Here is a 26,936-nt window from a genome sequence, read left to right on the forward strand (position 1 = left end):
GCGGCGGCGCGTTCACCCGTGCCCCTGCGGCAGGCGGAAGGGGGCGCGCGGCGCTCACGGCCGGGCGTCCAGGTGCCCCAGCGGCAGCGCGCCGCCGGCCTTGACCTCGCCCAGCGAGAAGCGGGTGTGGATGTCCTTGACGTTGGGCAGGTTCAGCAGCGTGTCGATGGAGAAGCGCGAGAAGGCGTCCAGGTCGGTCGCCATGACCTGCAGCTCGAAGGTGCCGGTGCCGGAGATGTAGTGGCAGGCGATCACCTCGGGCAGCCGGCGGATGGCGTCCTCCAGCGGCTTGGTGGCGGCGCCGGCGCTGCGCTCGGCGTCCAGCCGCACGAAGGCCAGCACGCCCAGGCCGATGCGCCGCCGGTCGATCTCGGCGCGGTAGCCGGTGATGTAGCCCTGCGCCTCCAGCCACTTCACGCGCCGCCACGTGGGCGCGGCCGACAGGCCGATGCGCTGGGCCAGCTCGGCGTTGGACAGGCGCGCGTCGCGCTGCAGCTCGGCCAGGATGGCGATGTGGTAGCGGTCCAGCGCGTCGGGCGCGTCCTCGGTCGTGCTCATGGTTTGCCCTGATCCGTCTATTCTCGATATGAAAATTTCTTGCTGAGCATATTGGAGAAAGGGTGTTGCCACGATGGGCCGGAACGGGCGCCAATGAGAAAGCACCCCGCGCCCGGCTTTTCCTACACTGGCCGGCCGGGCCGAGTTGCACCACACTGGCCCGCAGCCCGCGCGCCGCCTCACAAGGGCCGGCGCGCCAGCCAACCCAGGAGCCGCCCCATGAACGCCCCGCTGCCCGAACACATCCTGAAGTCGCTCCGGACGGTCACGCTCGACGACAAATACGCCCTGGACTCCGGCCGGGCCTTCATGAGCGGCGTGCAGGCGCTGGTGCGGCTGCCGATGCTGCAGCGCACGCGCGACGCGCTGGCCGGGCTGAACACGGCCGGCTTCATCAGCGGCTACCGCGGCTCGCCGCTGGGCACCTATGACCAGGCGCTGTGGGCGGCCAGGCAGCACCTGGCCAAGCAGCACGTCGTGTTCCAGCCCGGCGTCAACGAGGAACTCGGCGCGACGGCCGTCTGGGGCACGCAGCAGCTGGCGCTGTTCCCCGAGAAGGCGAAGTTCGACGGCGTGTTCGGCCTCTGGTACGGCAAGGGCCCGGGCGTGGACCGCTGCATCGACGTGTTCAAGCACGCCAACATGGCCGGCACGTCCAGGCACGGTGGCGTCATCGCCATCGCCGGCGACGACCACATCGCCAAGAGCAGCACCGCCGCGCACCAGAGCGACCATGTGTTCAAGGCGGTCGGCTTCCCGACCTTCTTCCCGAGCAGCGTGCAGGACATCCTCGACATGGGCCTGCACGCCTTCGCGATGAGCCGCTTCTCGGGGCTGTGGGCGGGCATGAAGACCATCCAGGAGATCGTCGAGTCCTCGGCCTCGATCAGCGTGGACCCGGACCGCGTCAACATCGTGCTGCCCGATGACTTCCAGATGCCCGAGGGCGGCCTGCACATCCGCTGGCCCGACCCGCCGCTGGAGCAGGAAGCGCGGATGATGAACTTCAAGTGGTATGCCGCGCTGGCCTACATCCGCGCGAACCGGCTGAACCACAACGTCATCGAGGGGCCGAACGACCGCTTCGGCCTCATCACCAGCGGCAAGGCCTTCAACGACACCCGCCAGGCGCTGCACGACCTCGGCCTGGACGACGCGACCTGCCGCCGCATCGGCATCCGGCTGCACAAGGTCAACGTCGTCTGGCCGCTGGAGGCGCAGATCACGCGCGAGTTCGCCCGGGGGCTGCAGGAGATCCTGGTCGTCGAGGAGAAGCGACAGATCATCGAGTACCAGGTCAAGGAAGAGCTCTACAACTGGCGCGCCGACGTGCGCCCCAACGTGCTCGGCAAGTTCGACGCGGGCGACGGCGAGGGCGGCGAGTGGAGCGTGCCCAACCCCAGCGAGCACTGGTTGCTGCGCCCGCAGGCCGACCTGACGCCGGCCCTGATCGCCCGCGCGATCGCCAAGCGCCTGAAGAAGCTGGGCGTGGACGCCGACATCGCCGCCCGGCTGGATGCGCGCCTGGCCGTCATCGACGCCAAGGAGGCCTCGCTGAAGGCCGAGGAAAAGACCGCCGGCGGCGCCGACCGCACGCCCTGGTTCTGCTCCGGCTGCCCGCACAACACCTCCACGCGCGTGCCCGACGGCAGCCGCGCGGTCGGCGGCATCGGCTGCCACTACATGGTCACCTGGATGCCTGGCCGCAACACTGCCACCTTCACGCAGATGGGCGGCGAGGGCGTGCCCTGGGCCGGCCAGGCGCCGTTCACGGACGAAAAGCACATCTTCAGCAACCTCGGCGACGGCACCTATTTCCACAGCGGCAGCCTCGCCATCCGCCAGAGCATCGCGGCGGGCGTCAACATCACCTACAAGATCCTCTACAACGACGCGGTGGCGATGACCGGCGGCCAGACCGTCGGCGAGCGGCCCGAGGGCCACACCGTCCTCCAGATCATGAACAGCGTGATCTCGGAGGGCGTGAAGAAGCTCGTCATCGCCACCGACGACCCGGCCAAGTACGAAGGCGTGGCGCTGGCCCCCGGCGTCACCGTGCACCACCGCGACGAGCTGGACGCCCTCCAGCGCCAGTTCCGCGAGATCGAGGGCACGACGGCCATCATCTACGACCAGACCTGCGCCACCGAGAAGCGCCGCCGCCGCAAGCGCGGCAAGATGGCGGACCCGGCCAAGCGCGTCGTCATCAACGAACTGGTCTGCGAGGGCTGCGGCGACTGCTCCGTGCAGTCCAACTGCCTGTCGGTCGAGCCGCTGGAGACCGATTTCGGCCGCAAGCGCCAGATCAACCAGAACAGCTGCAACAAGGACTACTCCTGCGTGAAGGGCTTCTGCCCGAGCTTCGTCACCGTCGAGGGCGGCGAGCTGCGCAAGCCCAAGAAGGACAGCCGCAAGAGCCCCTTCGACGCCGGCCTCCCGGCGCTGCCCCTGCCCGTCGTCCCGGACGCGGAATCGGCCTGGGGCATCGTCGTCGCCGGTGTCGGCGGCACGGGCGTCATCACCATCGGCCAGTTGCTCGGCATGGCGGCGCACCTGGAGGGCAAGGGCGTCATCACGCAGGACGCCGCCGGCCTGGCGCAGAAGGGCGGCGCGACCTGGAGCCACATCCAGATCGCCAACCGCCCGGAGGCCATCCACTGCACCAAGGTCGGCACCGCCGAGGCGGACCTCGTCATCGCCTGCGACGCCATCGTCGCCGCCAACAAGGCGACGCTGGCCGTCATGCGCGAGGGCCGCACCTACGTCGCGCTGAACACGCACGGCTCGCCGACGGCCACGCTGGTCAACGACGCCGACTGGCGCTTCCCCGGCGCGGCCTGCGAGCAGGCGCTGGGCAAGGCGGTGGGCGCGTCGCACCTGGGCTCCTTCGACGCCGAGGAGGTGGCCGTCAAGCTGGTGGGCGACTCGCTCTACACCAACCCGCTGATGCTGGGCTACGCCTGGCAGCAGGGCCGCATCCCATTGAGCTATGACGCGCTGATGCGCGCCATCGAGCTGAACGGCGTGCAGATCGACAACAACAAGGCCGCCTTCGAGTGGGGCCGCCGCTGCGCGCACGACCTGAAGGCCGTGCAGTCGCTGTATGCGGCCCAGGCCGTCATCCAGCTCGTCAAGCGCCCGGGCGTGGACGAGATCATCGCCAAGCGCGTGGACTTCCTGACCGGCTACCAGAACGCCGCCTATGCGGCCGAGTACAAAGCCTTCGTCGAGAAGGTGCGCGCGGCCGAGGCCAAGCTGGGCGGCGCGACCCCGCTGACCGAGGCCGTCGCCCGCTACCTGTTCAAGCTGATGGCCTACAAGGACGAGTACGAGGTCGCGCGCCTGCACACCGACCCCGCGTTCACGGCCAAGGTCGCCGGCATGTTCGAGGGCGACTACAAGCTCGTCCACCACCTCGCGCCGCCGCTGTTCGCGAAGAAGAACGACAAGGGCGAACTGGTCAAGCGCCCGTTCGGCGGCTGGGTGCGCCCGGCCTTCGGCCTGCTGGCCAAGCTGAAGGGCCTGCGCGGCACCGCCTTCGACCCGTTCGGCCGCACCGAGGAACGCCGCATGGAACGCCGCTGGATCGCCGACTACCGCGCCGGCATCGAGCGCGCGCTGGCCGGGCTGACGGCCGGGACGCTGCCCGCCGCCGTCGAGCTGGCCCGCGTGCCGGAGGGCATCCGCGGCTACGGCCACGTGAAGGCCCGCCACGAGAAGGCGGCGCGGGCGAAGTGGGAGGCGCTGCTGGCCAAGGTCTGAGACGCCCCCACCCCGGTTGAAGGACAATTGGCGCTGCGGCCCGTCACGTCGTGCAACGTGACGGGCCGCAGCCTTTGTGCCCGACCCGCCCCCACCATGAGCCCCTCATCCCAAGACCCCGCCGACGAGTCGGCCGACCTGGCCGACGTGGCTTTGCAGCCGGGGCCGAACGCCGACCCCGCCAGCGACATCGAGCGCTACATCGGCGCCGAGGTGCGTGCGCTGTACGAGGTGTTCAGCTACCGGCATGCGGCGGCGATCCTCGCCAATTCGTTCCCCGAGGAACTGCGGCAGATCGAGCGCGCCCTGCTCGACTTCAGGATCACCACGACGGATATCGGCATGCCGGGCGGCAATGAGTCCGACATGCCCAAGAAGTTCTCCCGCACGCTGCGCCCCGCTGGCTGGGTGGAGACGCGGGTGCAGGGCGATCTGCTGGTGCGCCTGGAGGAGTACGAGGAGCATTTCCAGGTCAACGGCAAAGCCACCAAGGTCAAGCGCGGCGAGCAGGCGCCGCGCGTGATCGAGAACTTCATCGACGGCCACAAGATCGACTACGTGAAGGGGCGCGTCGCCTTCGATCTGGAGTGGAACTCCAAGGATCAGACCTTCGACCGCGACCTGTACGCGCTGCGCACTTTCCATGAGTGCGGCCTGATCAGCGCGGGTGTGATGGTGACGCGCAGCGCCAGCCTCAACCCGGTGTTCCAGGCCGTTCCCCAGCTCAACAAGGACGGCAGCGTCGCCAAGGGCTCCGTGAGGGCAAAGTACGGCGCCAGCACCACGTGGATGGGCAAGCTGCTGTACCGGCTGAACGCCGGGCGGCATGGCGGCTGCCCGATCCTGGTGTTCGGCATCACGCCGAAGCTGATTACCGATTGGATGCCTCGACCATGAACGCACAACCCGCACTGCCAGAGAACGCCGCAGCGAAGGATTTGCTCGACCGGCACGGCGGCAAGCGCTTCGCGACCATCCTGGCCGACCCCCCGTGGCAGTTCCAGAACCGCACCGGCAAGGTTGCGCCCGAACACCGGCGGCTGTCCCGTTACGGCACGATGGAATTGGCCGAGATCATGGGGCTGCCTGTGAGTCAGCTCACGCAGGACACGGCACATCTCTATCTCTGGGTGCCAAACGCGCTATTGCCCGAGGGGCTGCGCGTGCTCGAAGCCTGGGGTTTTCAGTACAAGAGCAATTTGGTCTGGCACAAGGTGCGCAAGGACGGGGGCTCCGATGGGCGCGGTGTGGGGTTCTATTTCCGCAACGTCACCGAACTGGTGCTCTTTGGCGTCAAGGGCAAGAACGCGCGAACCCTGGCGCCGGGGCGCAGCCAGGTGAACCTGCTGGCGACGCAGAAACGGGAGCATTCGCGCAAGCCCGATGAGTTCTATCCCATCGTCGAGGCTTGCAGCCCGGGGCCGTTCTTGGAACTGTTCGCTCGCGGCGCCCGCCCGGGTTGGGATGTGTGGGGCAATCAGTCGGATGACTATTTCCCGGATTGGCCCACCTACGCCAACCATTCAGGTGCTGAGGCACTGCGCGGTCAGGCGGTTCCCGATTTGTTCACCGCTTCGCCGGACTAGACCTGCTGGCCATCTAGCGCGAAGCGCCCATCCACGACGCAGGAAGCCCGCGGCGCGTGGCCGCTGGCACGATGCGCGGCATGGCTGATCCCGCCTCCTCCGCGCCGCGCCTCCCGTGGGCCGGCCTCGCGCTCGCCGCGCTGGGCGCCATCGGCTTCTCCGGCAAGGCCATCATCGTCAAGCTGGCCTACCGCTACGGCGTGGACGCGGTCACGCTGCTGATGTGGCGCATGCTGCTGGCGCTGCCCTGCTTCCTCGCCATGGCCTGGTGGGCCGGGCGCGGGCGGCCGGCGCTCACCCGGCGGGACGCGCGCGACATCGCGGTGCTGGGCTTCACCGGCTACTACCTCGCCAGCTACCTCGACTTCGCCGGCCTGGCCCACATCTCGGCCAGCCTGGAGCGGTTGATCCTCTACCTCAACCCGACGCTGGTGCTGCTGCTGTCGGTCGTGTTCTTCCACCACCGGCTGCGGGCGCGGCAGGCCGTGGCGCTGGCGATCAGCTATGCCGGCGTGGCGGCGGTGTTCGCGCACGAGCTGCGCTTCGACGGCGCGGGCACGGCGCTCGGCGCGGCGCTGGTGTTCGGCAGCGCGGTCAGCTATGCGGTCTACCTCGCGCTCAGCGGCAAGGTGGTGCAGCGCCTCGGCGCGCTGCGGCTGACGGGCCTGGCCAGCAGCGTGGCCTGCGTGCTGTGCATCGCGCAGTTCGCGCTGCTGCGCCCGCTGGCGGCGGCCCGGGTGCCGGAGCCGGTGCTGTGGCTGTCGCTGCTGAACGCCACTGCCTGCACGGTGGCGCCGGTGCTGATGGTGATGCTGGCGATCGCGCGCATCGGCGCGCCGCTGTCGGCCCAGGTCGGCATGGTGGGGCCGATGAGCACGCTGCTGATGGGCGCGGCGCTGCTCGGCGAGCCGATGAACGGCTGGATCCTGGCCGGCACGGCGCTGGTGCTGGCCGGCGTGTTCCTGGTGGGGCGCGCGCCGGCGCCGCGCTGACGCGGGTTGACCGCGGGGCGGCGGCCGTGTTCAAAATCGTCGAACATTGGCAACAAGGCCGGTGAACCGAAGCCGGCCGCCGCCGGTCCACACTGCGAACCCATGACGCAACCCGCCGCCCGCTACACCCCCGTCGCCATCGCGTTGCACTGGCTGCTGGCGCTGGGCATCGTCGGCGCGTTCGGCGTCGGCCTGTACATGACCGGCCTGCCGTTCTCGCCGGCGCGGCTCAAGCTCTACAACTGGCACAAATGGGCCGGCGTGACCCTCCTGGCGCTGTCCGCGCTGCGGCTGCTGTGGCGCCTCACGCACCGGCCGCCGGCCGACCTGCCCATGCCCGCCTGGCAGGCCCGCGCCGCGCACGCCATGCACGGCCTGCTCTACCTGCTGTTCTTCGCCGTGCCGCTGGCCGGCTGGGCGTACAGCTCGGCCGCCGGCTTCCCCGTCGTGTGGTTCGGCGTGCTGCCGCTGCCCGACTTCGTGCCGCGCGACAAGGCGCTGGCCGAGAGCTTCAAGACGCTGCACATGGCCTTCGCCTACGGCCTGGCGCTGCTGGTGCTGGCCCATGTGGGCGCCGCGCTGAAGCACCATTTCATCGACCGCGACGGCCTGCTCGCCCGCATGGGGCTGGGCCGCGCCTGACCCCCAAGGAATGCCCATGAAACGCCTGCTCACCACCCTGCTGCTCGCCACCGGCGCGCTGGCCGCCCAGGCCGCCACGCTGCAGCCCGAGAAGAGCGACCTCGCCTTCACGTTCAAGCAGATGGGCGTGCCGGTGGACGGCAAGTTCCGCAAGTTCGACGCCCAGCTGGACTTCGATGCCAAGAAGCCCGAGGCCGGCCGGATCGCCTTCACGGTGGACCTGGGCAGCGTGTCGCTGGGCGACGCGAGCTTCGACGCCGAGGTCGCCAAGGCGCCCTGGTTCGACACCCGGCGCAACGGCAAGGCCACCTTCGTGTCCACCAGCATCAAGCCGGCCGGCGCCGGCCGCTACGACGTGGCCGGCAAGCTGACCCTGAAGGGCGCCACCCGCGACGTGGTGGTGCCCATCACGCTCAGCCAGGGCGTGGCCTCGGGCAGCGTGGCCATCAAGCGGCTGGACTTCAAGATCGGCGACGGCGACTGGGCCGACACCTCCATGGTCGCCAACGACGTGACCGTCCGATTCAAGCTGGCCTTCACCGGCCTGTAAGCTGTTCCCTTCCCCCCAACTCCCGGAGACCCCGACGATGAACCAAGCCCTGCTGCTCACCGCCCTGCTGGCCGCCGCCGCCGGCGCCGCCCAGGCCCAGAGCGCCACCTACGCCATCGAGCCGACCCACACCCAGGTCTATTTCGAGGCCAAGCACTTCGGCACCAGCACCAACCGCGGCCGCTGGGACAAGAAGGAAGGCACCGTCACGCTGGACAAGGCCGCCAAGACCGGCAAGGTCGAGCTGACGCTGGACATGGCCTCCATCTCCACCGGCATCGGCCCGTTCGACGGCCACCTGAAGGGCAACGACTTCTTCGCCGCCGAGCAGTTCCCGACGGCCAAGTTCGTCGGCGACAAGTTCACCTTCGACGGCGACAAGGTCACCAGCGTCAGCGGCATGCTGACCCTGCGCGACAGGACCAACCCCGTCACGCTGACGGCCACCAGCTTCAACTGCTACGAGAACCCGCGCCTGAAGCGCGAGATCTGCGGCGGCGACTTCGAGGCCACCCTCCAGCGCAGCCAATGGGGCATGACCTACGGCCTGCCCGGCATCCCCGACACCGTGCGCCTGCTGATCCAGGTCGAGGCCGTCAAGCAGTAAGGCGGCCGCGCCGCTGCCTCCCGAGGCCCGCTCCGGCGGGCCTCGCCGTTTCCGGCTCTCCGGCTGGCTCTCCGGGCTTCCCGCCCTGTCGCGCGCCGCTGCAGTTCATCCTCTGCCGCAGCCGGTGCGTCGCCTCGGCGGCACGGCGCGCCGCGGGCCTGCGTACAGTGGCTGCCAACGACGATCCGCCGCCATGACGACCTCCTTCACCCCCAGCCCCCAGCAGCAGCGCTGGATCGAGCGCGGGCAGCGGATTTCCGCCGCGGCGGTGCGCCATTTCCATGCCTACGCGGGCTGGCTGGTCAGCATCAGCTGGAAGCGCTTCGCGCTGCTGGCGCTGGCGCTGCTGGTCGGCGTGCAGGTGCTGCAGCAGGTGCCGCCGTTCACCTGGCGCATCAACGAGGTCGTCCAGGAGCCCGACCACGCCGCCGCGCACCGCCGCGCCCGGCTGAAGGCCGAGGCCGAGAAGGCCGTCGAGCGGGCGCGCCGGGCCGTCGAGGACGCCGGCAGGAAGTACGAGATCAAGGTGGACGAGCGCGGCGTGCGCATCCAGCCCACCGGCGCGGCCTCCGCCGCCAGCGCGCCGGCCACCGAGGCCAGTGCGGCCGCGCCGGACGCCGGGAACGCCAGCGCGCCGGCCATCGCGATCGACTTTCCCAAGAGCGCCCGCCCCGAAGACCTCCGCGCCGCCGTCGAGCAGGCCCGGGCGCAGCTCGGCCAGCTCAGGCAGCAGAACGAGGCGGTCAAGGAGGCGCAGCAGGCCGCCGCCGACGCCCAGCAGGCGCTGCAGGACGCGGTCGAGGAAGCCGCCGCCGCCGGGGGCGGCCGCCGCGTCACCGTGGAGCGGCTGGGCGATTCGCTGCAGGACCTGGCCCTGCTGTGGGTGCTCGCGTCGGCGGTCATCAAGGCCGTGTACAAGGGCCGCATGCAGGCCGAGGTGAAGGCCGCGCAGGCCGCCGAGACGGCCGAGGCCGAGAGCCTGAAGCGCCAGGTCGTCGAGGCGCGCATGGCGGCGATGCAGGCGCAGGTGGAGCCGCATTTCCTGTTCAACACGCTGGCCAGCATCGACCACCTGATCGAGACCGACCCGCCGCGCGCCAGCCAGATGCAGAAGAACCTGATCGCGCTGCTGCGGGCCTCCATGCCGACGATGCGCGAGGCCAACGCCAGCGGCGGCGCGCGCGACCTGGGCCGTGAGCTGGCCGTCATCCGCCCCTACCTGGAGATCCTGAAGGTGCGCATGGAGGAACGGCTGCAGACCGAGATCGACGTGTCCGAGGGCCTGCTGTCCGCCGAGTTCCCGCCCATGATGATCCAGGGCCTGGTGGAGAACGCCATCAAGCACGGCCTGGAGCCCAAGGCCGAGGGCGGCCTGCTCCGGGTCAAGGCCGAGATCGTGCACGGCAAGCTGGCCGTCTCGGTGGCCGACACCGGCCTGGGCTTCGGCCGCGCCGCCACCAGCGGCACCGGCGTGGGCCTGGCCAACATCCGCGAGCGGCTGCAGCTGCTGTACGGCAGCCGCGCCGCCGTCACCGTGACCGAAAACCCGCCCGGCGGCACGGTCGTCACGATCACCGTCCCCTACCGCAGCCGCAACGACCACGAAGGAGCCCCGGCATGAAGACCCTGTTCAAGATCCTGTTCATCGGCACCGCGCTGATGGCGCTGGCGGCCCTGCTGGGCGGCTGGGCGCTGCTGAGCCACCACGGCCCGGACCTGCACATCACGCTGGACGACGGCGAGTTCTTCTTCGGCGGCAGCGACCTGGGCGACTGGCTGGGCGCCGGCATCGGCCTGCTGGTGGCCGGCGCCGTCTGCGCGCTCGTCGTGCCGCTGGTGCTGCTGCTGGGCGTGGCGCTGCCGCTGCTCATCGTCGGCGGCGTGGTGGCCGCGGTGCTCGCCGCGCTGCTGGGCGCGGGCGCCGTGCTGGGCTCGCCGCTGATCCTGCTGGGCCTGCTGCTGTTCGTCGTGCTGCGCAACCGCCGCCGCGCGCCCAGCCGCGCCGGGGCCGCCTGAGCCGGTAGCATCGCCGGCCATGAGCACCCCACCCATCCGCGCCGTGCTGGCCGACGACGAACGGCTGATGCGCGAGCAGCTGCGCAGCCGGCTGGCCGAGGTCTGGCCCGAACTGGACATCGTGGCCGAGGCCAGGAACGGCCTGGAGGCCGTGGAACTGACGCAGGCCCACCGGCCCGACCTCGTGTTCCTGGACATCCGCATGCCCGGCCTGACCGGCGTGGACGCCGCGCGCCAGATCGCCCAGCTGCCGCAGGACGACGACTGGCTGGTGCCCGAGATCGTCTTCATCACCGCCTACGACCAGTACGCGGTCGAGGCCTTCGAGCAGGGCGTGGCCGACTACGTGCTCAAGCCCGCCGAGCGGGAGCGCCTGCAGCTGACGGTGGCGCGCATCAAGAAGCGGCTCGCGCAGCGCACCGGCGCCGAGGCGGTGGACACCTCGTCGGCCCCGCTGCAGCAGCTGCTGCACAAGCTGGCGTCGCAGATGAACCCGGCGGCCAAGCCGAACTACCTGCAGTGGATCCAGGCCTCGGTGGGCCAGGCCATCCAGATGATCCCGGTGGAGGACGTGCTGTTCTTCATCAGCGACGAGAAATACACCCGCGTGCAGACCGCCAAGGTGGAGGCGCTGATCCGCAAGCCCATCAAGGAGCTGGTGGACGAGCTGGACCCGCAGCTGTTCTGGCAGATCCACCGCTCCACGCTGGTCAACGCGCGCGCGATCGACGGCATCACGCGCGACTTCCGCGGCCGCCAGCTCGTCGGCGTCAGGGGCCTGGCCGAGAAGCTCGAAGTCAGCCGCAGCTACACCCACCTGTTCAAGGGCATGTAGCCGCCATGACGCGACCCACCTGGCTGCGCTGGCTGCCCGATACCTTCACGCTGCTGCTGCTTGCCGCCGTCGGGCTGGCGATGCTGCTGCCGGTGCATGGCCGGGGCGTGCCGGTGCTGGACGGGCTGACGCACGCGGCCGTGGCGCTGCTGTTCTTCCTGCAGGGCAGCAAGCTGTCGCGCCGCGCGGTGTGGGAGGGGCTGCTGCACTGGCGGCTGCATGCGCTGGTGTTCGGCTCGACCTTCCTGCTGTTCCCGCTGCTGGGCCTGGCGCTACGGCCCTGGCTGGAGCCGCTGGTCGGGCCGACGCTCTACCTGGGCGTGCTGTTCATCTGCGCGCTGCCGTCCACCGTGCAGTCGTCCATCGCCTTCACGTCGCTGGCGCGCGGCAACGTGGCGGCGGCGATGTGCAGCGCGTCCGCGTCCAACATCCTCGGCATGGCGGTCACGCCGCTGCTGATGGCCGCGATGGCGAAGTGGGTGGGCGCCACCGCCGGCGCGGGCGGCATGCAGCTGTCCTGGCACACCTTCGAGGGCATCGTCACCACGCTGCTGCTGCCCTTCGCCGCCGGCCAGGCGCTGCAGCGCTGGACCGGGCCGTGGGTGGCCGCGCACAAGGCCTGGGTGCGCGCCAGCGACCAGGGCACCATCCTGCTCGTCGTCTACGCCGCGTTCAGCGCCGCCACGGTGCAGGGCCTGTACCGCCACCTGCCGCCGGCCACGCTGCTGGCGCTGCTCTTCATCTGCGCGCTGCTGCTGGCCCTCGTCATGCCGCTGCTGACGGTGCTGAGCCGGCGCCTGGGCTTCCCGCGCGAGGACGAGATCGCCACCGTCTTCTGCGGCTCCAAGAAGACGCTGGCCAGCGGCGTGCCGATGGCGCAGATCCTGTTCGCCGGCCAGGCCGTGGGCCTGCTGGTGCTGCCGCTGATGGTGTTCCACCAGCTGCAGCTGATGGTGTGCGCGCCGCTGGCGCGGCGCTATGCGCGCGGGCCGCAGGGCCGGGGCCAAGGCGTGACCGCCGAGTAGCCGCAGCGGTTCGTGGCGGGCCGAGCCCAGCGAGGGGTGTCTCACCCCGCGCACGGGCCGAGCGCCGGGCCGCCCCAAGCCGGCCCGTGGGCGATGTGCGAGCGGGGCAGGCCCCGCGAGCATCGCCGTCCCCTCGGGGGCTGAGGCCGGACACGGTGAGCCCAGTGGGCTCGCCGTGCCTGCCGAAGGGCAGCGGGCTGGCCCGCGTTCAACGGGAGCAAGCCCAGCGAGAGGTGTCTCACTCAGCGCACGGGCCGAGCGCCGGGCCGCCCCAAGCCGGCCCGTGGGCGATGTGCGAGCGGGGCAAGCCCCGCGAGCATCGCCGTCCCCTCGGGGGACCGACTGGGCTGGCCCGCGTTCAGCGGGAGCAAGCCCAGGCGAGGGGCTCTATTTCTCGACGAAAGCCCGCTCGATCACATAGTCGCCCGGCGTCGTCGTGCTGCCTTCCTTGAAGCCGCGGATCTCCAGCATCTCCTGCATGTCCTTCAGCAGCGCCGGGCTGCCGCACAGCATGATGCGGTCGGTTTCCGGGTCCAGCGGCGGCAGGCCCAGGTCGGCCTGCAGCTTGCCGGTCTGGATCAGGTCGGTGATGCGGCCGGTGTTCTTGTAGGGCTCGCGCGTGACGGTCGGGTAGTACAGCAGCTGCTCGCTGGCGAACTCGCCGAGGAACTCGTGGTGCGGCAGGTCCACGGTGAGGTGGTCGTGGTAAGCCAGTTCGGCCACCTGGCGCACGCCGTGCACGATGACGACCTTCTCGAAGCGCTCGTAGGTCTCGGGGTCGCGCACGATGCTGATGAACGGCGCCAGGCCCGTGCCGCTGCCCAGCAGGTAGAGGGTCTTGCCCGGCAGCAGGTAGTCGATCAGCAGCGTGCCGGTGGGCTTGCGGCCGACGATGATCTTGTCGCCCGGCTTGATGTGCTGCAGCCGCGAGGTCAGCGGGCCGTCCGGCACCTTGATGCTGAGGAACTCCAGGTTCTCCTCGTAGTTGGCGCTGACGATGCTGTAGGCGCGCAGCAGCGGTTTGCCGTTGTCGCCCTTGAGGCCGATCATCGTGAAGTGGCCGTTGGAGAAGCGCAGCGCCTGGTCGCGCGTGGTGGTGAAGCTGAACAGGCGGTCGGTCCAGTGGTGGACGGTCAGGACGGTCTCTTCGTGGAAGGCACTCATGGGCGGTGTTCTGGGCGGGGTCAACCGCTGGATTTTCGCCTGGAACCGATAGGCGGTCGTCGCATAAGGATCAACGTTCGGTTTCGGTGCGCAGAAGCCGGGCGCCAGCGCCCTCGTCCCCGGCCTTGTCGGCCGGGTTGTAGAGCGCGCAGGCCTTCAGCGACAGGCAACCGCAGCCGATGCAGCCCGTCAGCTTCTGCCGCAAGGCCTGCAGCGCGGCGATGCGCGCGTCCAGCAGCGGCGCCCAGCCGGCGGAGAGCCGCGCCCAGTCGGCTTTGGTGGGGGTTCGGCCGTCGGGCAACGACGCCAGCGCGGCGCTGATCTGCGGCAAGGTCAGGCCCACCGTCTGTGCCGCGCGGATGAAGGCCACACGGCGCAGCACATGCCGCGGGTACTGGCGGTGCCCGCCCGCGCTGCGGCTGCCGGCCAGCAATCCTTGCGCTTCGTAAAACCGCAAGGCACTCGTCGCCACGCCCGCACGCCGGGCCAGCTGGCCGATGGTCAGCGGCGCGGCGCTTGACTTCAAGTTCACTTCAGCTTCGAGCATGGCGGCCATGTTGCCACGAGGAGGTCCGCCTTGACGATGAACACGCCCGCCATGCCCACCCATCTGCACGCCCTGCTCGATGCCGGCGCCGCCTGGGCCGCCACCTGCGGCGGCCGCATGAGCAACCACCTGCCGATGGCCCAGCAGGCGCTGCTGGAACTGGGGGCCTCGGCCGAGCGGCTGCTGCGGGCGCTGGAGGCGAAGGCGCGCGAGCTGGGCCGGACGACGCTGGTGCTGGACACCGTCACCGGCAGCGACGCGTCGCGCGTCTACGAGCGGCTGGGCTGGCAGCGGGCGGGCGACATCCCGGCCTATGCGCTGATGCCGGACGGCGCGCCGTGCTCGACGAGCTACTACTTCAAGCGGCTCTGAAGCCCATCCCGCGCCGCTCGCGCACCTCGGGCTTGGCGCGGTGCTCGGCGTCCAGCTGGGCCAGGAACTCGTCCGGCGTGAACGCCTCGCCGAGGATCTCGACCTGCTGGCGCACGGCCGCGAAGTCGCCGTGCGTCAGGCAGTCCATCGCCGCGAGCCGCGCGCGCTGCTCGTCGGTCGGCGCCGCGCCGGCCTCGCGCTCGAACATCGCCAGCCGCTGCTCGGGTTTCAGCGCCTTGAAGCGGATCTTGAACGCGAAGCGCCGCAGCGCCGCCTCGTCCAGGTCGTCGAACAGATTGGTCGTGCAGATGAACAGGCCGTTGAAGCGCTCCATGCCGGCCAGCATCTCGTTGACCTCCGACACCTCGTAGTTGCGCTCCGCGTGCTTGCGGCTGCGCAAGAAGCTGTCGGCCTCGTCCAGCAGCAGCACGGCGCCCTCGGCCTGCGCGGCCTCGAACATGCGCGCCATGTTCTGCTCGGTCTCGCCGACGAACTTGCTGGACAGGTCGCTGGCGCGCCTGACCATCAGCGGCCGGTCCAGCGCCTGCGCGATGTGCTCGGCCAGCGCGGTCTTGCCGCTGCCGGGCGGGCCGTAGAAGCACAGCTGCCCGCGCCCCCGGCGGCGCAGCGCCTCGACGATGCGCGGGATCTCGAAGCGGCTCTCGCAGTTCAGCAGCTCCAGCGCATAGCGGGTCACGCAGGGGCGGGCGATGCTGCCGGTGCCGTCGCGGCCCAGCGCCTTGTCGGCGTTGGAGAGCTGGCGCTCGATGAGCCGCTCGGCGTCCCCGGCCGCGCCGGCCAGCTGGGCGAAGCGCACGGCGGTGCGGATCTGCGCGGGCGTCAGCCCCGGCCGCTCGGCCAGCTTGCCGACGAAGGCCTCGCTGACCGCCACCTCGCCCAGCGCCCGCGCGACCAGCCCGCGGCGCGCGCCCGGTGGCGGCGACTTCAGCTCCAGGTGGTACTGGAAGCGGCGGCGGAACGCCGGGTCGATCTGCTCGATGCGGTTGGTCACCCAGATCACCGGCACCGGGTTGGTTTCGAGGATCTGGTTCACCCAGGCCTTGCCGCTGACCGAGTTGCCGACGCCGGCCTCGCCGCTGGCGTCCAGCCGGCTCAGCAGCGAGGCGGTGTCGCTGGACAGCGGCGGGAACACGTCCTCCACCTCGTCGAACAGCAGCGCGACGTTGGCGCTGGCCTTCAAAAAGACCTGGCTGATCTGCAGCGAGCGGTAGCGGTCGCGGCCCGACAGCGAGTTGCCGTCGCGGTCGGCGTATTCCACTTCGTAGAGGTCGAGGCCGGCGGCGGCCGCCGCCACCTTGGCGAGCTCCGTCTTGCCGGTGCCGGGCGGGCCGTAGAGCAGCACGTTGACGCCGGTCGCATGCGTGGCCACGGCCTGGCGCAGCAGGCCCTGGAGCAGCGCCAGGTCCTCGCTGACGAACTGGAAGTCGCCGGCCGCGAGCGTGCTCTTCGCGGCCGGCCGCGTGAACACGGCCATCAGGTCGTGCGGGCCCTGGTACTCGCGCATCAGCACCGGCGGCAGCTGGTCGCTGACCTTCATCAGGTCGGCCAGGTCGGTGATGTTGTGCTCGGAGATCAGGTTCTCGACCATGCCGATGCGCTCCAGCCGCGAGCCGGCGCGCAGCGCCTCGGCGACCTCGCGCTCGTCCACGCCGGCCACGGCCGCGATCGCCGCGAAGGCCTCCTGCGCGGTGTTGACCTTGAACTCGACCAGCGCGCCGCGCAGCTCGCGCTGGTAGCGCGCCAGCGTGCCGTACAGCAGGATGGCGCGCTCGGCCGGGTTCAGCTGCAGCAACTGGCCCAGCGCGTCGATGTTCTTCTCGATCAGCGTGGACTCGCGCTTCAGCTGCCGGTCCAGGTGCTCGCAGGTGGCGGCCAGCAGCGCCAGCATGTCCTTGGGCGCGTCCTTGACGTATTCGTCCAGGTAGAAGAACAGCGTGCCCTCGGCGAACGGGCCGCTCCACTGGCCGAAGCGGGCCAGGAAGGCCTCGTCCGACAGCGCCTCGTGGCCGCGCCACAGCTCGTTGCCGGCGCAGCGCTGCGCGAGGTAGGCGCGCAGCCGCTGCAGCACGCGCACCGGCCACACCAGGTGGCGGCCGGTGAAGGAGAGCAGGCCGTTGAAGTCGCGCCGCAGGTTGAAGCGGCCGGCGTGGCGCACGGTCAGCGTCAGCACGAACTGCGAACACATCCGGTCCAGCACCGGCGCGCCGTCCAGACCGGGCGACGGCAGCATGCGCGCACTGGCGCGTGAGGCGGTCTCTGCGGCGGCTCGCTTCACCATCGAAAGGACTCCTTGCGCAGCCTGCAGCGGCCGGCGCGGTCCCGTCTTGTATCAGGGTTGGGCGGTCTCGTCGGCCTCTTCACCGCGGCCGATGCGTTACCCATTGCGCATTTGCGGCGCCAACGGGGGGCAACAGGGGCTCAGTGCATGACGACCGGCTGCTGGCCCATGACCGCATAGCGCTCGATGAAGGCGTCGAACTCGTCCACCGACGGCTGGCCGTCCTCGATGAGCGCCTGCACGCCCTGCTGGAAGGACTCGGCGAGCGCGCCCTCGATGAAGATTTCCTTGCGCGCGAACTTGTCGACGATCTCGAAGCCGCCGCGGGCCAGCTGCGGGCCGGCGGGCGCGACCGGGGGCGGGTCGGACGGCACGACGAACTGGACGACGATGAAGCTGTCGGAGTTGTAGAGCATGTGCATGGCGTTCTCCTCGGGGCTTCAACTGCGGTTGGGGGGCGGGCTTTCAAGCCCGCCGGGACAAATACTGGCAGAAGCCGGCGCTGATCGGGGCATCGCGTTCGCCGGCCGCGTGCTGGAAGTGTCAGGAGTTCACGTCGGCCAGGCGGATTTCGAACCCCCTCGATTCGGGGTCGCCCTGGCGCAGCCGGACCGGCCAGTAGCCCCGCGCCGGGTCCAGCCAGAGGTCGATGCCGGGATCCTGCGGCCCCAGCGTCTGGCGGCGCAGGTGCAGCGTGCCGGCGTCCTCGGGCGCCGGGTCCACGGCCTCGAAGGTCCATTCGCGCAGGTCGCCGCGCACGCCGGCCACCCAGACGCGCCAGCGCCCGCCGGGCCGGGCGCCCTCCGGCTGTGCGGCCTGCACCAGCGCGGCGATCTGCAGCCACCAGGACAGCCGGTCCTGCGCGCCGTCGGGCAGGTCCAGCTGCGCCGGGCTGGCCGAGAAGCTCAGGCGCCGGCCCTCGGCGTCGAAGTTCACGGCCTGGCGGTCCCGGCCGCCGTTCTGCACCGCGAAGCGCTCCGGCGCCAGGCCTGCGCTGCCGGTGCGGCCCAGGCTCTGCTGCGCGGGCAGGGTGCGCTCGCCGATGCGCCGGGTCAGCCGCAGGCTGTAGCGGCCGTCGGGCTGCGGCTGCCAGTGCAGCAGCGCCTCGCCGTCCTGGCCGGCCCAGCGCAGGTGGTAGCGCCAGGCCGCCGGCCCGGCCAGGCGCAGCAGCGGCGCGGCGGGCGGCGACTCGGCGCGCGCGTCGGGGGGCTCGGCGGTGGCCGGTGCGGGCGCCGGCCGCGGGGACGGGGCGCGCCGGGCTGCGGGCGCCGCAGGCGCCGGCTCGGGCAGCGCCACCGGCGCCGTGGCCGGCCGCAGCGTGACGCTGACGGCCCGCGCCGGCCGGGCGGCGGCGTCCCCGTCCGCGTGCCCGCCGCCCAGCAGCACGGCGTGGCCGAGCGCGCTGGCCGCCAGCGCGGCGGCGGCGGCGCGGGGCAGGCGGGAGGGTGGCGGGGCGGGCATCGCACAATGCTGCCACCGCCCGGATCGCCCGCCCCATGAAACTCGCCAGCTACGCCGACGGCTCGCGCGACGGCCACCTCGTCGTCGTCTCGCGCGACCTCACCCACGCCCACCACGCCACCGGCATCGCCACCCGGCTGCAGCAGGTGCTCGACGACTGGGGCTTCCTCGCGCCGCAGCTCGAGGACCTGGCCGTGCAGCTCAACCACGGCAAGCTGCGCCACGCCTTCCCGTTCGAGCCGGAGAAATGCCTGGCGCCGCTGCCGCGCGCCTACGGCTGGGCGGTGGTGGGCGCCGACGGCGGCGTGCGCCGCGAGGCCGGCCAGTTCTCGCCGCCGCAGCAGCCGCTGCGCGCGCCGGCCACGGCGGAGCCGGCGCTGGCGGCCCTCGGCGGCGACCTGGCCGCCGCCGGCGATGCCGCCGTCGCGCTGGACGCGCTGCGGCTGCTGACGCTGGCCGTGGACTGGCGCGTGGACGGCGAACTCGTCGCCAGCCATGCCGCGCCGCTGGCCGTCACGCCGGACGAACTCGGCGAGGCCTGGCGGGCCGGCCGGCTGCACGGCCGGCTCGTCGCGCTGCACAACGGCGCCCGGCTGGCGCCGCGCGACGTGGCCGCCGCGCCGGGCGAGGCGCTGGCGCGCGTGGCCCGGCTGCGCGCGCTGCGGGCCGGGCAGGTGGCGGGCTGCGCGCTCGGCGCGCTGGACCTGCCGCTGGCGCCCGGCGACAGCCTGCGCCTGGATCTCAAGACCGCCGACGGCCAGCACAGCCTGTTCGGCGCCATCGACCTCGACGTTGCCGCCGCATGACCCGCATCCCGCTGCTGATCGACACCGACCCCGGCCAGGACGACGCCATCGCGCTGCTGCTGGCCGCCGCCTCGCCCGAGCTGGAACTGCTCGGCGTGACGACGGTCGCCGGCAACGTGCCGCTGGCGCTGACGACGCTGAACGCCCGCAAGGTGCTGGAACTGGCCGGCCGGCGCGACCTGCCGGTCTGCGCGGGCGCCGACCGGCCGCTGGACGTGCCGCTGGTCACCGCCGAGCACGTGCATGGCGACACCGGCCTGGACGGCGTGGACCTGCCCGCGCCGACGCTGCCCGTGGACCCGCGCCACGCGGCGGACTTCATCGTCCAGGTGCTGCGCGAGCGTGCGCCCGGCACGGTGACGCTGTGCCCGCTGGGGCCGCTGACCAACATCGCGCTGGCGCTGCGCCGCGCACCCGACGTGGCGGCGCGCATCCGCCGCATCGTGCTGATGGGCGGCGGCTTCTTCGAGGGCGGCAACGTGACGCCGGCCGCCGAGTTCAACCTCTACGTCGATCCGCAGGCCGCGCACGAGGTCTTCACGAGCGGCGTGCCGATCACGATGGCGCCGCTGGACGTCACGCACCAGGCGCTGACCCGCGCCGACCGCATCGCCGCGATCCGCGCGCTCGGCAGCCGCGCCGGCGACGCGGTGGCCGCGTGGATGGATTTCTACGAGCGCTATGACGAGCAGAAATACGGCCAGGACGGCGCGCCGCTGCACGACCCCTGCGTGATCGCCTGGCTGCTCGCGCCGGAACTGTTCCAGGGCCGCGACTGCAACGTCCGCATCGAAGTGCAGAGCCCGCTGACGCGCGGCATGAGCGTCATCGACTGGTGGGGCGCCACCGGCCTGCCGGCCAATGCGCAGGTGCTGCGGCACCTGGACGCGGACGGCTTCTTCGCGCTGCTGACCGAGCGCTTGGGGAGGCTCTGACATGAGCGCCTACGCCGCCCTCGCGCTCGCGCTGCCCGCCCTCGCCGCCGCCCAACCCCTGCCGCAGCTCCAGGCCTACGAGGTGGACGCCGCCTGGCGCACGCCCGTCGAGCCGCTGCGCATCAGCGACCACGTCTGGCAGATCGGCGCGCGCGACATCACCGCGCTGCTCGTCAAGACGCCGCAGGGCGCGGTGCTGATCGACGGCGGCATGCCGCAGATGGCCGACGCGCTGCTGCGCAACATGGCCAGGCTCGGCGTCGCGCCGGGCGAGCTGCGCCTGATCCTGCACAGCCACGCGCACGCCGACCACGCCGGCCCGCTGGCCGCCGTCAAGCGCGCGACCGGTGCGGCGCTGGTCAGCAACGCCGAGTCCGCGGCGCTGCTCGCGCGCGGCGGCAGCCACGACCTCCATTTCGGCGACGCGATCGCCTTCCCGCCCGTCGCGGCCGACCGCCTCGTGCAGGACGGCGAGGTCGTGCAACTCGGTGGCATGGCCTTCACCGCCTGGTTCACGCCCGGCCACACGCCGGGCAGCCTGAGCTGGACCTGGACCGACACCCGCGACGGCCGGCCGGTGCGCATCGCCTATGTGGACAGCCTGAGCGCGCCGGGCTACCGGCTGGCCGGGAACCCCGCCTACCCGCAGATCCGGCGCGACTTCGCGCGCAGCATCGAGACCGTGCGCGGCCTGCCCTGCGACCTGCTGCTGACGCCGCACCCGGGCGCCAGCGGCTGGAACTACGCCGACGCGGCCCGGCCCCACCCCCGGCCGACGAGCTGCGCGGCCTATGCCGACGCGGCGGCGCAGCGCTTGCGGAAACAAGCGGAAGCCGAGAAACGCTAGCCCTGCAAGCTGCGCGTGACCAGCCTGAAATCCGGATCCTCCGGGAAGGGCTTGACCGTGAACCCGAGGCCGCGCATCAGCTTCAGCATGTCGCTGTTGTTGGACAGCACCAGGCCCTCGATGTCGGACAGGCCCTTCTCGCGCGCCGCGTCGGTGATGCCCTCCATCAGCCGCGTGCCCAGGCCCTTGCCGCCGAAGTCGTCGGCCACCAGCAGGCTGAACTCGCAGCTGGTCTGGTCGGCGTTGGTGATGATGCGCGACACGCCGACGATGCGCTCGCCGGCCTCGGTCGAGGACACGGCCACCAGCGCCATCTCGCGGTCGTAGTCGATCAGCGTCAGCCGCGCCAGCAGGCTGGGCGGCAGCTCGGTGATGGCGCTGGCGAAGCGGAAGTAGCGGCTCTCGGGCTTGAGGCCACGCACCAGCTCCTGCAGCATCTGCGCGTCGTCCGGGCGCACCGGGCGCACGGTCACCTCGCCGCCGCCGGCCAGCGGCCAGACCTGCTCGAAGCGCGCCGGGTAGGGCAGGATGGCCAGGTGCGGGTAGTCGAAGGCGCGCGTCGTGCCGCTGACCGGCCCGGGCTGCAGCACGATGCGCGCGTCCACGGCCACGGCGCCGTTCTCGTCGACGATCAGCGGGTTGATGTCCATCTCGCGCAGCTGCGGGAACTCGCAGACCATCTCGCTGACGCGCAGCAGCACATGCTCCAGCGCGTCCAGGTCGGCCGGCGCGCCGCCCTGCCAGCCCTCGGCCAGCGTCTCGGCCACGCGGGCGCGCTCGACCAGGCGGCGCGCGAGGAACTGGTTCAGCGGCGGCAGCTCCATCGCGCGGTCGGCGATCAGCTCGATCATCGTGCCGCCCGCGCCGAACACGATGACCGGGCCGAAGGCCTCGTCCGTCACCAGCCCGACGCAGACCTCGCGCCCGCCGCGCCCGCCCCCGCGGCGCGCCATCTTCTGCACCGTCACGCCGTTCAGGCGCGCCCGGGGCTGCAGCTTCTGCACGCGGGCCATCATGTCGCTGTAGGCGTCGCGCGCGGCCGAGCCGCTCTGGATGTTCAGCACCACGCCCTGCACGTCGCTCTTGTGCGTGATGTCGGGCGAGTCGATCTTCAGCGCGACGGGGAAACCCATCTGCGTGGCCAGCATCATGGCCTCGTTGGCGCTGCGCGCCAGCACCGTCTGCGTGACCGGGATGTGGAAGGCCGCCAGCAGCGCCTTGCTCTCCATCTCGGTCAGCGTGCGGCGGCGTTCGGCCAGCACGCTCTCGATCAGCAGCCGCGCGGCCTCCAGGTCGGGCTGGGCCAGGCTGGACAGCGGCGGCGGCGTCTGCATCAGCAGGCGCTGGTTGGCGTGGAAGGCGGCGATGTTGCCGAAGGCGCCGACGGCGGCCTCGGGCGTGCGGAAGTTGGCGATGGCCGCGTCGTTGAGCACGCGGCGCGCGTCGCGCACCGAGGCGTCGCCCATCCAGCAGCCCAACAGCGGCTTGGCGGAGTCGGCCTTGGCGGCGACGACCGCGCGGGCCACCTCGGTGGCGTCGCATTCGAGCTGCGGCGTGTAGATCGCCAGCACGCCGTCCACCGCCGGGTCGGCGGCGGCGGCCTGCAGCGCGGCGCGGTAGTGGCCGGGCGTGGCGGCGGCGGACAGGTCCACCAGGTCCACCAGCGAGGCCAGCGGCGGCAGCTGCGGCTTCAGCGCGGCGGCCACGTCGGGCGAGAGCCGGCCGAGCTGCAGGCCGATCTCGTCCACCCAGTCCGCCGCCAGGATGCCGGGGCCGCCGCCGTTGGTGACGATGGCCAGCCGCTGGCCCACCGGCCGGTAGCGCGCGGCCAGGCATTTGGCGGCCGAGAACAGCTCGACGAAGCTGCGCACCCGCACCGCGCCGGCGCGGCGCAGCGCGGCGTCGAACACGTCGTCGCTGCCGACGATGGCGCGGCTGTGCGTCAGCGCCGCCTCGTTGCCGGCGCGGCGCCGGCCGGCCTTCAGCACGACCACCGGCTTGGCGTGCGCGGCCGAGCGCAGCGCGCTCATGAAGCGGCGCGCGTTGGAGATGCCCTCGAGGTAGACGACGATGCTCTGCGTGCGCGCGTCCGCGGCGAGGAAGTCCAGCACCTGCGCCAGGTCGACGGCCGCGTTCGGCCCCAGCGACACGACCTGGCTGAAGCCGACCTGGTTCTGCTGCGCCCAGTCCAGCATGGCCGAGGTCAGCGCGCCGGACTGCGACACCAGCGCCAGCGAGCCCTCGGCCGCCAGCGGCCCGGCGACGCTGGCGTTGAGCCGCAGCGGCGGGCGCTGCAGGCCCAGGCAGTTGGGGCCCAGCAGGTGCAGGCCCTCGCGGCGGGCGATGCGCTTGAACTGCGCGGCCTGGTCCGGTTCGATGCCGTTGCTGATGATGAGCGCGGTGCGGCAGGCGATGCGGCCGGCCAGCTCCAGCGCGGCGGCGATCTCGTCGGGCGGCAGCGCGATGACGGCCAGGTCCGCCCGCGAGCGCGCCAGCTCGCCCAGCGTGCCGGTGGTCTCGCCGTGCAGGAACTGTGGCGGGGTCTGCCCCGGCGCCGCCGCCAGCGCCGCGCACAGCGCGCGCGCCTGGGCGGTCTGCCGCCCGGGGTCGTCCGGCGGGCCGGCGAAGACGACGATGGAGTGGGGCGTGAACAGCGGGGTGAGGAAATGGGCGTCCATGCGGCGAACTCTAAGATGCGCCGCAGACTTCCAGGAGCCTCCCATGCGACGCCGTTTCATCATCGCCGCCACACCCGCCCTGCTGTGGGCGCCCTGGCATCCGGCCCGGGCGCTGTCGCTGACCGAGGGCGACGCCAACGCCGGCATCCGCACCGCGCTGGAGCGCGGCGCCAACGCGGCCGTCGCGCTGCTGGGCCGGCCGGACGGCTTCCTCGGCAACCCGCTCGTGAAGATCGAGCTGCCCGGCTACCTGAAGGACGCCGCCCGGCTGCTGAAGGCCACCGGCCAGGGCGCGCGGCTGGACGAGCTGGTCACCGCGATGAACCGCGCCGCCGAGGCCGCCGTGCCGGTCGCCAAGCCGCTGCTGGTCAAGGCGGTCAAGGACATGAGCGTGGAGGACGGGCTGCAGATCCTGCGCGGCGGTGACGAGTCGGTGACGCAGTTCTTCGCCGGCAAGACGCGCGAGCCGCTGGGCCGGCAGTTCCTGCCCATCGTCACGCAGGCGACCGAGAAGGTGTCGCTGGCCGACAAGTACAACGCCGTGGCGAAGAAGGCCTCCGGCTTCGGCCTCGTGAAGGGCGAGGACGCCAGCATCCAGCAGTACGTCACCGCGCGGGCGCTGGACGGGCTGTACCGGATCATCGGCGAGGAGGAGAGGAAGATCCGCCGGGATCCGGTGGGCACCGGCAGCGCGATCCTGAAAAAGGTGTTCGGCGGCCTGGGCTGAACCCTGGCACGGCTTCCGGGGGGCTTGACGGACAATCCCGCCCCTTATGAGTTCCGACCTCCCCGAATCCACCGTGCCCGCCGCCGAGGCGGCTGAACCCGCCGCGCCCGTCGCCGCTGCCGTCGAGAAGGCCTGCTCGCCCGAGGTGGCCGAGGCCACCGAGGCCGCGCGCGATGTCGCCGCCGAGCTGAAGGCGCTGTTCCCGGCGCTGTTCACCGGCCGCCCCAAGCCCGTCAAGCTGCGCATCCAGGCCGACATCCAGGAGCGCGCGCCGGGCCGGTTCAGCAAGGCGCAGCTCAGCGCCTTCCTGCGCCGCCACACGGGCTCGACCGGCTACCTGGTCGCGCTGACCCAGGCCAAGACCCGCTTCGACCTGGACGGCCAGCCCGCCGGCGAGCTGAGCGAGGAGCACCTCGCCGCCGCGAAGGACGAGCTGACGCGCCGCCGCGGGCTGAAGCAGGAGCGCGAGCAGCTGGAGCAGCAGCAGCGCCGCAACCGCGGGCAGCTGCTGTGGGACTTCGAGCGCACGACGCTGACCGAGGCCAATTTCTGCGTGCTCAAGGGCGTCGTGCCCGAGGAACTGCCGGGGCTGCTGGAGCTTGCGCGCAAGGAGCGCGCCGAGGCGCCGCCGGCCCCGCCGCGCGAGGCGCGCCGCGACGACCGCCGCCCGCCGCGCCCGCGCCCCGCTCAGCCGCGCCGGTAGCGGCCTTCCAGGTAGGCCAGCAGCGTCCGGATCGTCTGCGCCTCGCCGCCCACCGGGCGGCCCGGGCGGGCGGTGTCGTTCCACGCGAACAGGTCCACGTGCAGCCAGTCCTGCTGGGCGGGCAGGAAGTCCTCCAGGAACAGCGCCGCGTTGATGGCGCCGGCCAGCGCGCTCTTGCCGGTGTTGACGATGTCGCCGATGCTGCTCTCGATGCCCGCGTGGTACGGCGCCCACAGCGGCATGTGCCACAGCGGGTCGTCCAGCTTCAGGCCCAGGTCCACCAGGTCGCGCGCGGTGTCCATGTGCTTGGCGAACAGCGCCGGCAGCTGCGCGCCCAGCGCCACGCGGGCCGCGCCGGTCAGCGTGGCCAGGTCGATGACGAGGTCGGGCTCGCCCTCGGCGGCGTAGGCCAGCGCGTCGCTCAGCACCACGCGGCCCTCGGCGTCGGTGTTGCCGATCTCGACGTGCAGGCCCTTGCGCGTCTTGATGACGTCGCCCGGCCGGTAGGCGTTGCCGGCGATCGCGTTCTCCACCGCCGGGATCAGCAGCTGCAGCCGCACCGGCAGCTGCAGCGCCATGATCAGCGTGGCCAGGCCCAGCGCGTTGGCGGCGCCGCCCATGTCCTTCTTCATCTGCCGCATGCCCTCGCCGCCCTTGATGTTCAGGCCGCCGCTGTCGAAGCACACGCCCTTGCCGACCAGCGCCAGCCGCGGGTGCTTGGGGTGGCCCCAGGTCAGCTCGATCAGCCGCGGCGCGCGCGTGCTCGCGCGGCCCACCGCGTGGATGCTGGGGAAGTTCTTCTTCAGCAGCGCGTCGCCGACGATCTCGCTGAACTTGGCGCCGTACTGCGCCGCCAGCGCCTTGGCCGCGGCGGCCAGCTCGGCCGGGCCCATGTGCTCGGCCGGCGTGTTGACGAGGTCGCGCGTGGCGCTGATCGCGGCGGCCAGCGCCAGGCCGCGCTCGGCGTCGGCGCCAGTGGGTAGCCACAGCGTGGCGGGTTCGCGCCGGGCGGGCTGGTAGAGGTCGAAGCGGTAGCCGCCCAGCTCCCAGGACAGCGCGGCCGACTCCGGCAGCAGCGCCAGGCCGGCGCCGTCCAGCCGGTAGTCGCCGGCCGGCAGCGCCAGCGGCAGCGCGCTCAGCGCGAACGGGTGGGCCGCATGCGCCACGCCGGCGAACACCTGCGCCAGCCGGCCGTCGGCGCCCGGCACCAGCGCATGGCTGTCGGGCGCGCCGGTGAAGCCGACGGTGGCCAGCCACTGCCGCGTGGCGGCGGGCAGGCCGGTGGCCAGCGCCTGGAAGGCGGCGCGGTCCACGACGGTGATGGGCGTGGCCTTGGCCGGGACGGTTTTCTTCAGCTTGACGGTCATGGGGGCGGGGTGCGGGGATGGCGAAGCCGCGATTGTCGGCACATCGCAGGTGCAAGGAAGTGTTTCCGCCTTGTCAACCCGCCCGGCGCGGCCCGCGTTGTGCCTCGCAATCGCGCCGCTTCCCACGCGAGACGGCCGGCGAGCCCCGGCCAGACAGCCATGATGAAACTCCAGCCCCGTACCGAACCCACGCCGCGCCGCCTGCCGGTGCCCGAACTGCTGCAGGAAGGCGGCGCCGACAAGGGCCGCAAGCACGAGGCCTTCGACACTGCGCTGTACAGCGGCGAGCGCCGCGGCCTGGCCCGCGCGCTGCGCCTGGACCGCAAGCGCTGAGCCCGCCCCGCCCAGGCTCCGTCCACCCGCCCGCCGCCCGCCGCCCGGCTTCCCGCCGGCCGGCGGGCGTCGTTTTTTGGCGGCGTCCGTGGACTTCGCCCGGCCGCCGCCGCCCGGTGACGGC

General features: G+C 72.1%; 25 protein-coding genes and 1 pseudogene. 18 read left to right on the forward strand and 8 right to left on the reverse strand.

Features of this window, described 5'->3' with window-relative positions:
* Positions 1-54 precede the first annotated feature (54 nt).
* The gene (locus tag QM788_RS07405; RefSeq protein WP_415660843.1) at positions 55-558 is read right to left on the reverse strand and encodes an Lrp/AsnC family transcriptional regulator; all 504 of its coding nucleotides are present in this window, start codon (positions 556-558) and stop codon (positions 55-57) included.
* 219 nt (positions 559-777) lie between these two features.
* On the opposite strand from QM788_RS07405, the gene QM788_RS07410 reads away from it, so the two are divergent.
* The 11 genes from QM788_RS07410 (at position 778) to QM788_RS07460 (ending at position 12,573) form a co-directional block, all read left to right on the forward strand.
* Positions 778-4,320, forward strand: coding sequence for an indolepyruvate ferredoxin oxidoreductase family protein (locus tag QM788_RS07410; RefSeq protein WP_415660844.1), 3,543 nt, complete (start codon positions 778-780; stop codon positions 4,318-4,320).
* A 96-nt stretch (positions 4,321-4,416) separates the two neighbouring features.
* Positions 4,417-5,217, forward strand: a complete 801-nt coding sequence (locus QM788_RS07415) for a BglII/BstYI family type II restriction endonuclease (RefSeq protein WP_415660845.1) — start codon at positions 4,417-4,419, stop codon at positions 5,215-5,217.
* Entirely contained in the window at positions 5,214-5,906 is a 693-nt protein-coding gene (locus QM788_RS07420; protein ID WP_415660846.1) for an MT-A70 family methyltransferase, read from the forward strand. The genes QM788_RS07415 and QM788_RS07420 overlap by 4 nt, the downstream gene beginning before the upstream one ends.
* An 80-nt stretch (positions 5,907-5,986) precedes the next feature.
* Positions 5,987-6,898 carry a DMT family transporter gene (locus tag QM788_RS07425; RefSeq protein ID WP_415660847.1) on the forward strand — a complete coding sequence of 304 codons (912 nt, stop codon included), beginning with the start codon at positions 5,987-5,989 and terminating at the stop codon, positions 6,896-6,898.
* Between the two features lie 102 nt (positions 6,899-7,000).
* Positions 7,001-7,540 (forward strand): cytochrome b, encoded by a 540-nt coding sequence (locus QM788_RS07430; protein WP_415660848.1) that lies wholly within the window; start codon positions 7,001-7,003, stop codon positions 7,538-7,540.
* Between the two features lie 16 nt (positions 7,541-7,556).
* Positions 7,557-8,090, forward strand: a complete 534-nt coding sequence (locus QM788_RS07435; RefSeq protein WP_415660849.1) for a YceI family protein — start codon at positions 7,557-7,559, stop codon at positions 8,088-8,090.
* A gap of 37 nt (positions 8,091-8,127) precedes the next feature.
* Complete coding sequence (locus QM788_RS07440) at positions 8,128-8,697, forward strand: YceI family protein (protein WP_415660850.1); 570 nt, start codon at positions 8,128-8,130, stop codon at positions 8,695-8,697.
* A gap of 193 nt (positions 8,698-8,890) precedes the next feature.
* On the forward strand, positions 8,891-10,318 hold the full coding sequence (locus tag QM788_RS07445; RefSeq protein WP_415660851.1) for a sensor histidine kinase: 1,428 nt from the start codon (positions 8,891-8,893) through the stop codon (positions 10,316-10,318).
* Positions 10,315-10,713: a hypothetical protein gene (locus QM788_RS07450; protein ID WP_415660852.1), complete on the forward strand. Its 399-nt coding sequence runs from the start codon at positions 10,315-10,317 to the stop codon at positions 10,711-10,713. The genes QM788_RS07445 and QM788_RS07450 overlap by 4 nt, the downstream gene beginning before the upstream one ends.
* A gap of 19 nt (positions 10,714-10,732) precedes the next feature.
* Entirely contained in the window at positions 10,733-11,548 is an 816-nt protein-coding gene (locus QM788_RS07455; RefSeq protein ID WP_415660853.1) for a LytR/AlgR family response regulator transcription factor, read from the forward strand.
* Between the two features lie 5 nt (positions 11,549-11,553).
* A complete protein-coding gene (locus QM788_RS07460) occupies positions 11,554-12,573 on the forward strand; it encodes a bile acid:sodium symporter family protein (protein ID WP_415660854.1) in 1,020 nt (339 codons plus the stop codon).
* 387 nt (positions 12,574-12,960) lie between these two features.
* On the opposite strand, the gene QM788_RS07465 is transcribed toward QM788_RS07460, so the two are convergent.
* Complete coding sequence (locus tag QM788_RS07465) at positions 12,961-13,737, reverse strand: ferredoxin--NADP reductase (RefSeq protein ID WP_415660855.1); 777 nt, start codon at positions 13,735-13,737, stop codon at positions 12,961-12,963.
* A gap of 70 nt (positions 13,738-13,807) precedes the next feature.
* The gene (soxR, locus tag QM788_RS07470) at positions 13,808-14,293 is read right to left on the reverse strand and encodes a redox-sensitive transcriptional activator SoxR (RefSeq protein WP_415660856.1); all 486 of its coding nucleotides are present in this window, start codon (positions 14,291-14,293) and stop codon (positions 13,808-13,810) included.
* A gap of 162 nt (positions 14,294-14,455) precedes the next feature.
* Here soxR and QM788_RS07475 point away from each other — a divergent pair.
* Positions 14,456-14,656, forward strand: a pseudogene (locus tag QM788_RS07475) (GNAT family N-acetyltransferase); the annotation flags it as partial.
* Here the strand turns inward: QM788_RS07475 and QM788_RS07480 are convergent.
* From QM788_RS07480 to QM788_RS07490, 3 genes are all read right to left on the reverse strand, one after another.
* Positions 14,643-16,955, reverse strand: a complete 2,313-nt coding sequence (locus QM788_RS07480) for an ATP-binding protein (RefSeq protein ID WP_415660857.1) — start codon at positions 16,953-16,955, stop codon at positions 14,643-14,645. The pseudogene QM788_RS07475 and the gene QM788_RS07480 overlap by 14 nt on opposite strands.
* A 140-nt stretch (positions 16,956-17,095) precedes the next feature.
* On the reverse strand, positions 17,096-17,377 hold the full coding sequence (locus QM788_RS07485; protein ID WP_415660858.1) for a DUF3567 domain-containing protein: 282 nt from the start codon (positions 17,375-17,377) through the stop codon (positions 17,096-17,098).
* 121 nt (positions 17,378-17,498) lie between these two features.
* A complete protein-coding gene (locus QM788_RS07490) occupies positions 17,499-18,416 on the reverse strand; it encodes a hypothetical protein (RefSeq protein ID WP_415660859.1) in 918 nt (305 codons plus the stop codon).
* A 35-nt stretch (positions 18,417-18,451) separates the two neighbouring features.
* Between QM788_RS07490 and QM788_RS07495 the strand changes: the two genes are divergently transcribed.
* The 3 genes from QM788_RS07495 to bla are packed head-to-tail and all read left to right on the forward strand — an operon-like array spanning position 18,452 to position 21,004.
* Positions 18,452-19,222 carry a fumarylacetoacetate hydrolase gene (locus QM788_RS07495; RefSeq protein WP_415660860.1) on the forward strand — a complete coding sequence of 257 codons (771 nt, stop codon included), beginning with the start codon at positions 18,452-18,454 and terminating at the stop codon, positions 19,220-19,222.
* Entirely contained in the window at positions 19,219-20,157 is a 939-nt protein-coding gene (locus tag QM788_RS07500) for a nucleoside hydrolase (protein ID WP_415660861.1), read from the forward strand. The genes QM788_RS07495 and QM788_RS07500 overlap by 4 nt, the downstream gene beginning before the upstream one ends.
* Before the next feature lies 1 nt (position 20,158).
* A complete protein-coding gene (gene bla, locus QM788_RS07505) occupies positions 20,159-21,004 on the forward strand; it encodes a subclass B3 metallo-beta-lactamase (RefSeq protein ID WP_415660862.1) in 846 nt (281 codons plus the stop codon).
* Here bla and QM788_RS07510 read toward each other — a convergent pair.
* The gene (locus tag QM788_RS07510) at positions 21,001-23,682 is read right to left on the reverse strand and encodes a GNAT family N-acetyltransferase (RefSeq protein WP_415660863.1); all 2,682 of its coding nucleotides are present in this window, start codon (positions 23,680-23,682) and stop codon (positions 21,001-21,003) included. The genes bla and QM788_RS07510 overlap by 4 nt on opposite strands.
* A gap of 43 nt (positions 23,683-23,725) precedes the next feature.
* Here QM788_RS07510 and QM788_RS07515 point away from each other — a divergent pair, with 43 nt between their 5' ends.
* The gene (locus QM788_RS07515) at positions 23,726-24,409 is read left to right on the forward strand and encodes a DUF4197 domain-containing protein (protein ID WP_415660864.1); all 684 of its coding nucleotides are present in this window, start codon (positions 23,726-23,728) and stop codon (positions 24,407-24,409) included.
* Between the two features lie 46 nt (positions 24,410-24,455).
* The gene (locus QM788_RS07520) at positions 24,456-25,112 is read left to right on the forward strand and encodes a ProQ/FINO family protein (protein ID WP_415660865.1); all 657 of its coding nucleotides are present in this window, start codon (positions 24,456-24,458) and stop codon (positions 25,110-25,112) included.
* Here the strand turns inward: QM788_RS07520 and QM788_RS07525 are convergent.
* Positions 25,097-26,479 (reverse strand): leucyl aminopeptidase family protein, encoded by a 1,383-nt coding sequence (locus QM788_RS07525; protein ID WP_415660866.1) that lies wholly within the window; start codon positions 26,477-26,479, stop codon positions 25,097-25,099. The two genes, QM788_RS07520 and QM788_RS07525, sit on opposite strands and share 16 nt — an antisense overlap.
* A 159-nt stretch (positions 26,480-26,638) precedes the next feature.
* Between QM788_RS07525 and QM788_RS07530 the strand changes: the two genes are divergently transcribed.
* Positions 26,639-26,812 carry a hypothetical protein gene (locus tag QM788_RS07530; RefSeq protein ID WP_415660867.1) on the forward strand — a complete coding sequence of 58 codons (174 nt, stop codon included), beginning with the start codon at positions 26,639-26,641 and terminating at the stop codon, positions 26,810-26,812.
* Positions 26,813-26,936 lie beyond the last annotated feature (124 nt).

Source organism: Roseateles sp. (genome assembly GCF_047654785.1).
Classification (GTDB): Bacteria; Pseudomonadota; Gammaproteobacteria; order Burkholderiales; family Burkholderiaceae_C; genus Pelomonas.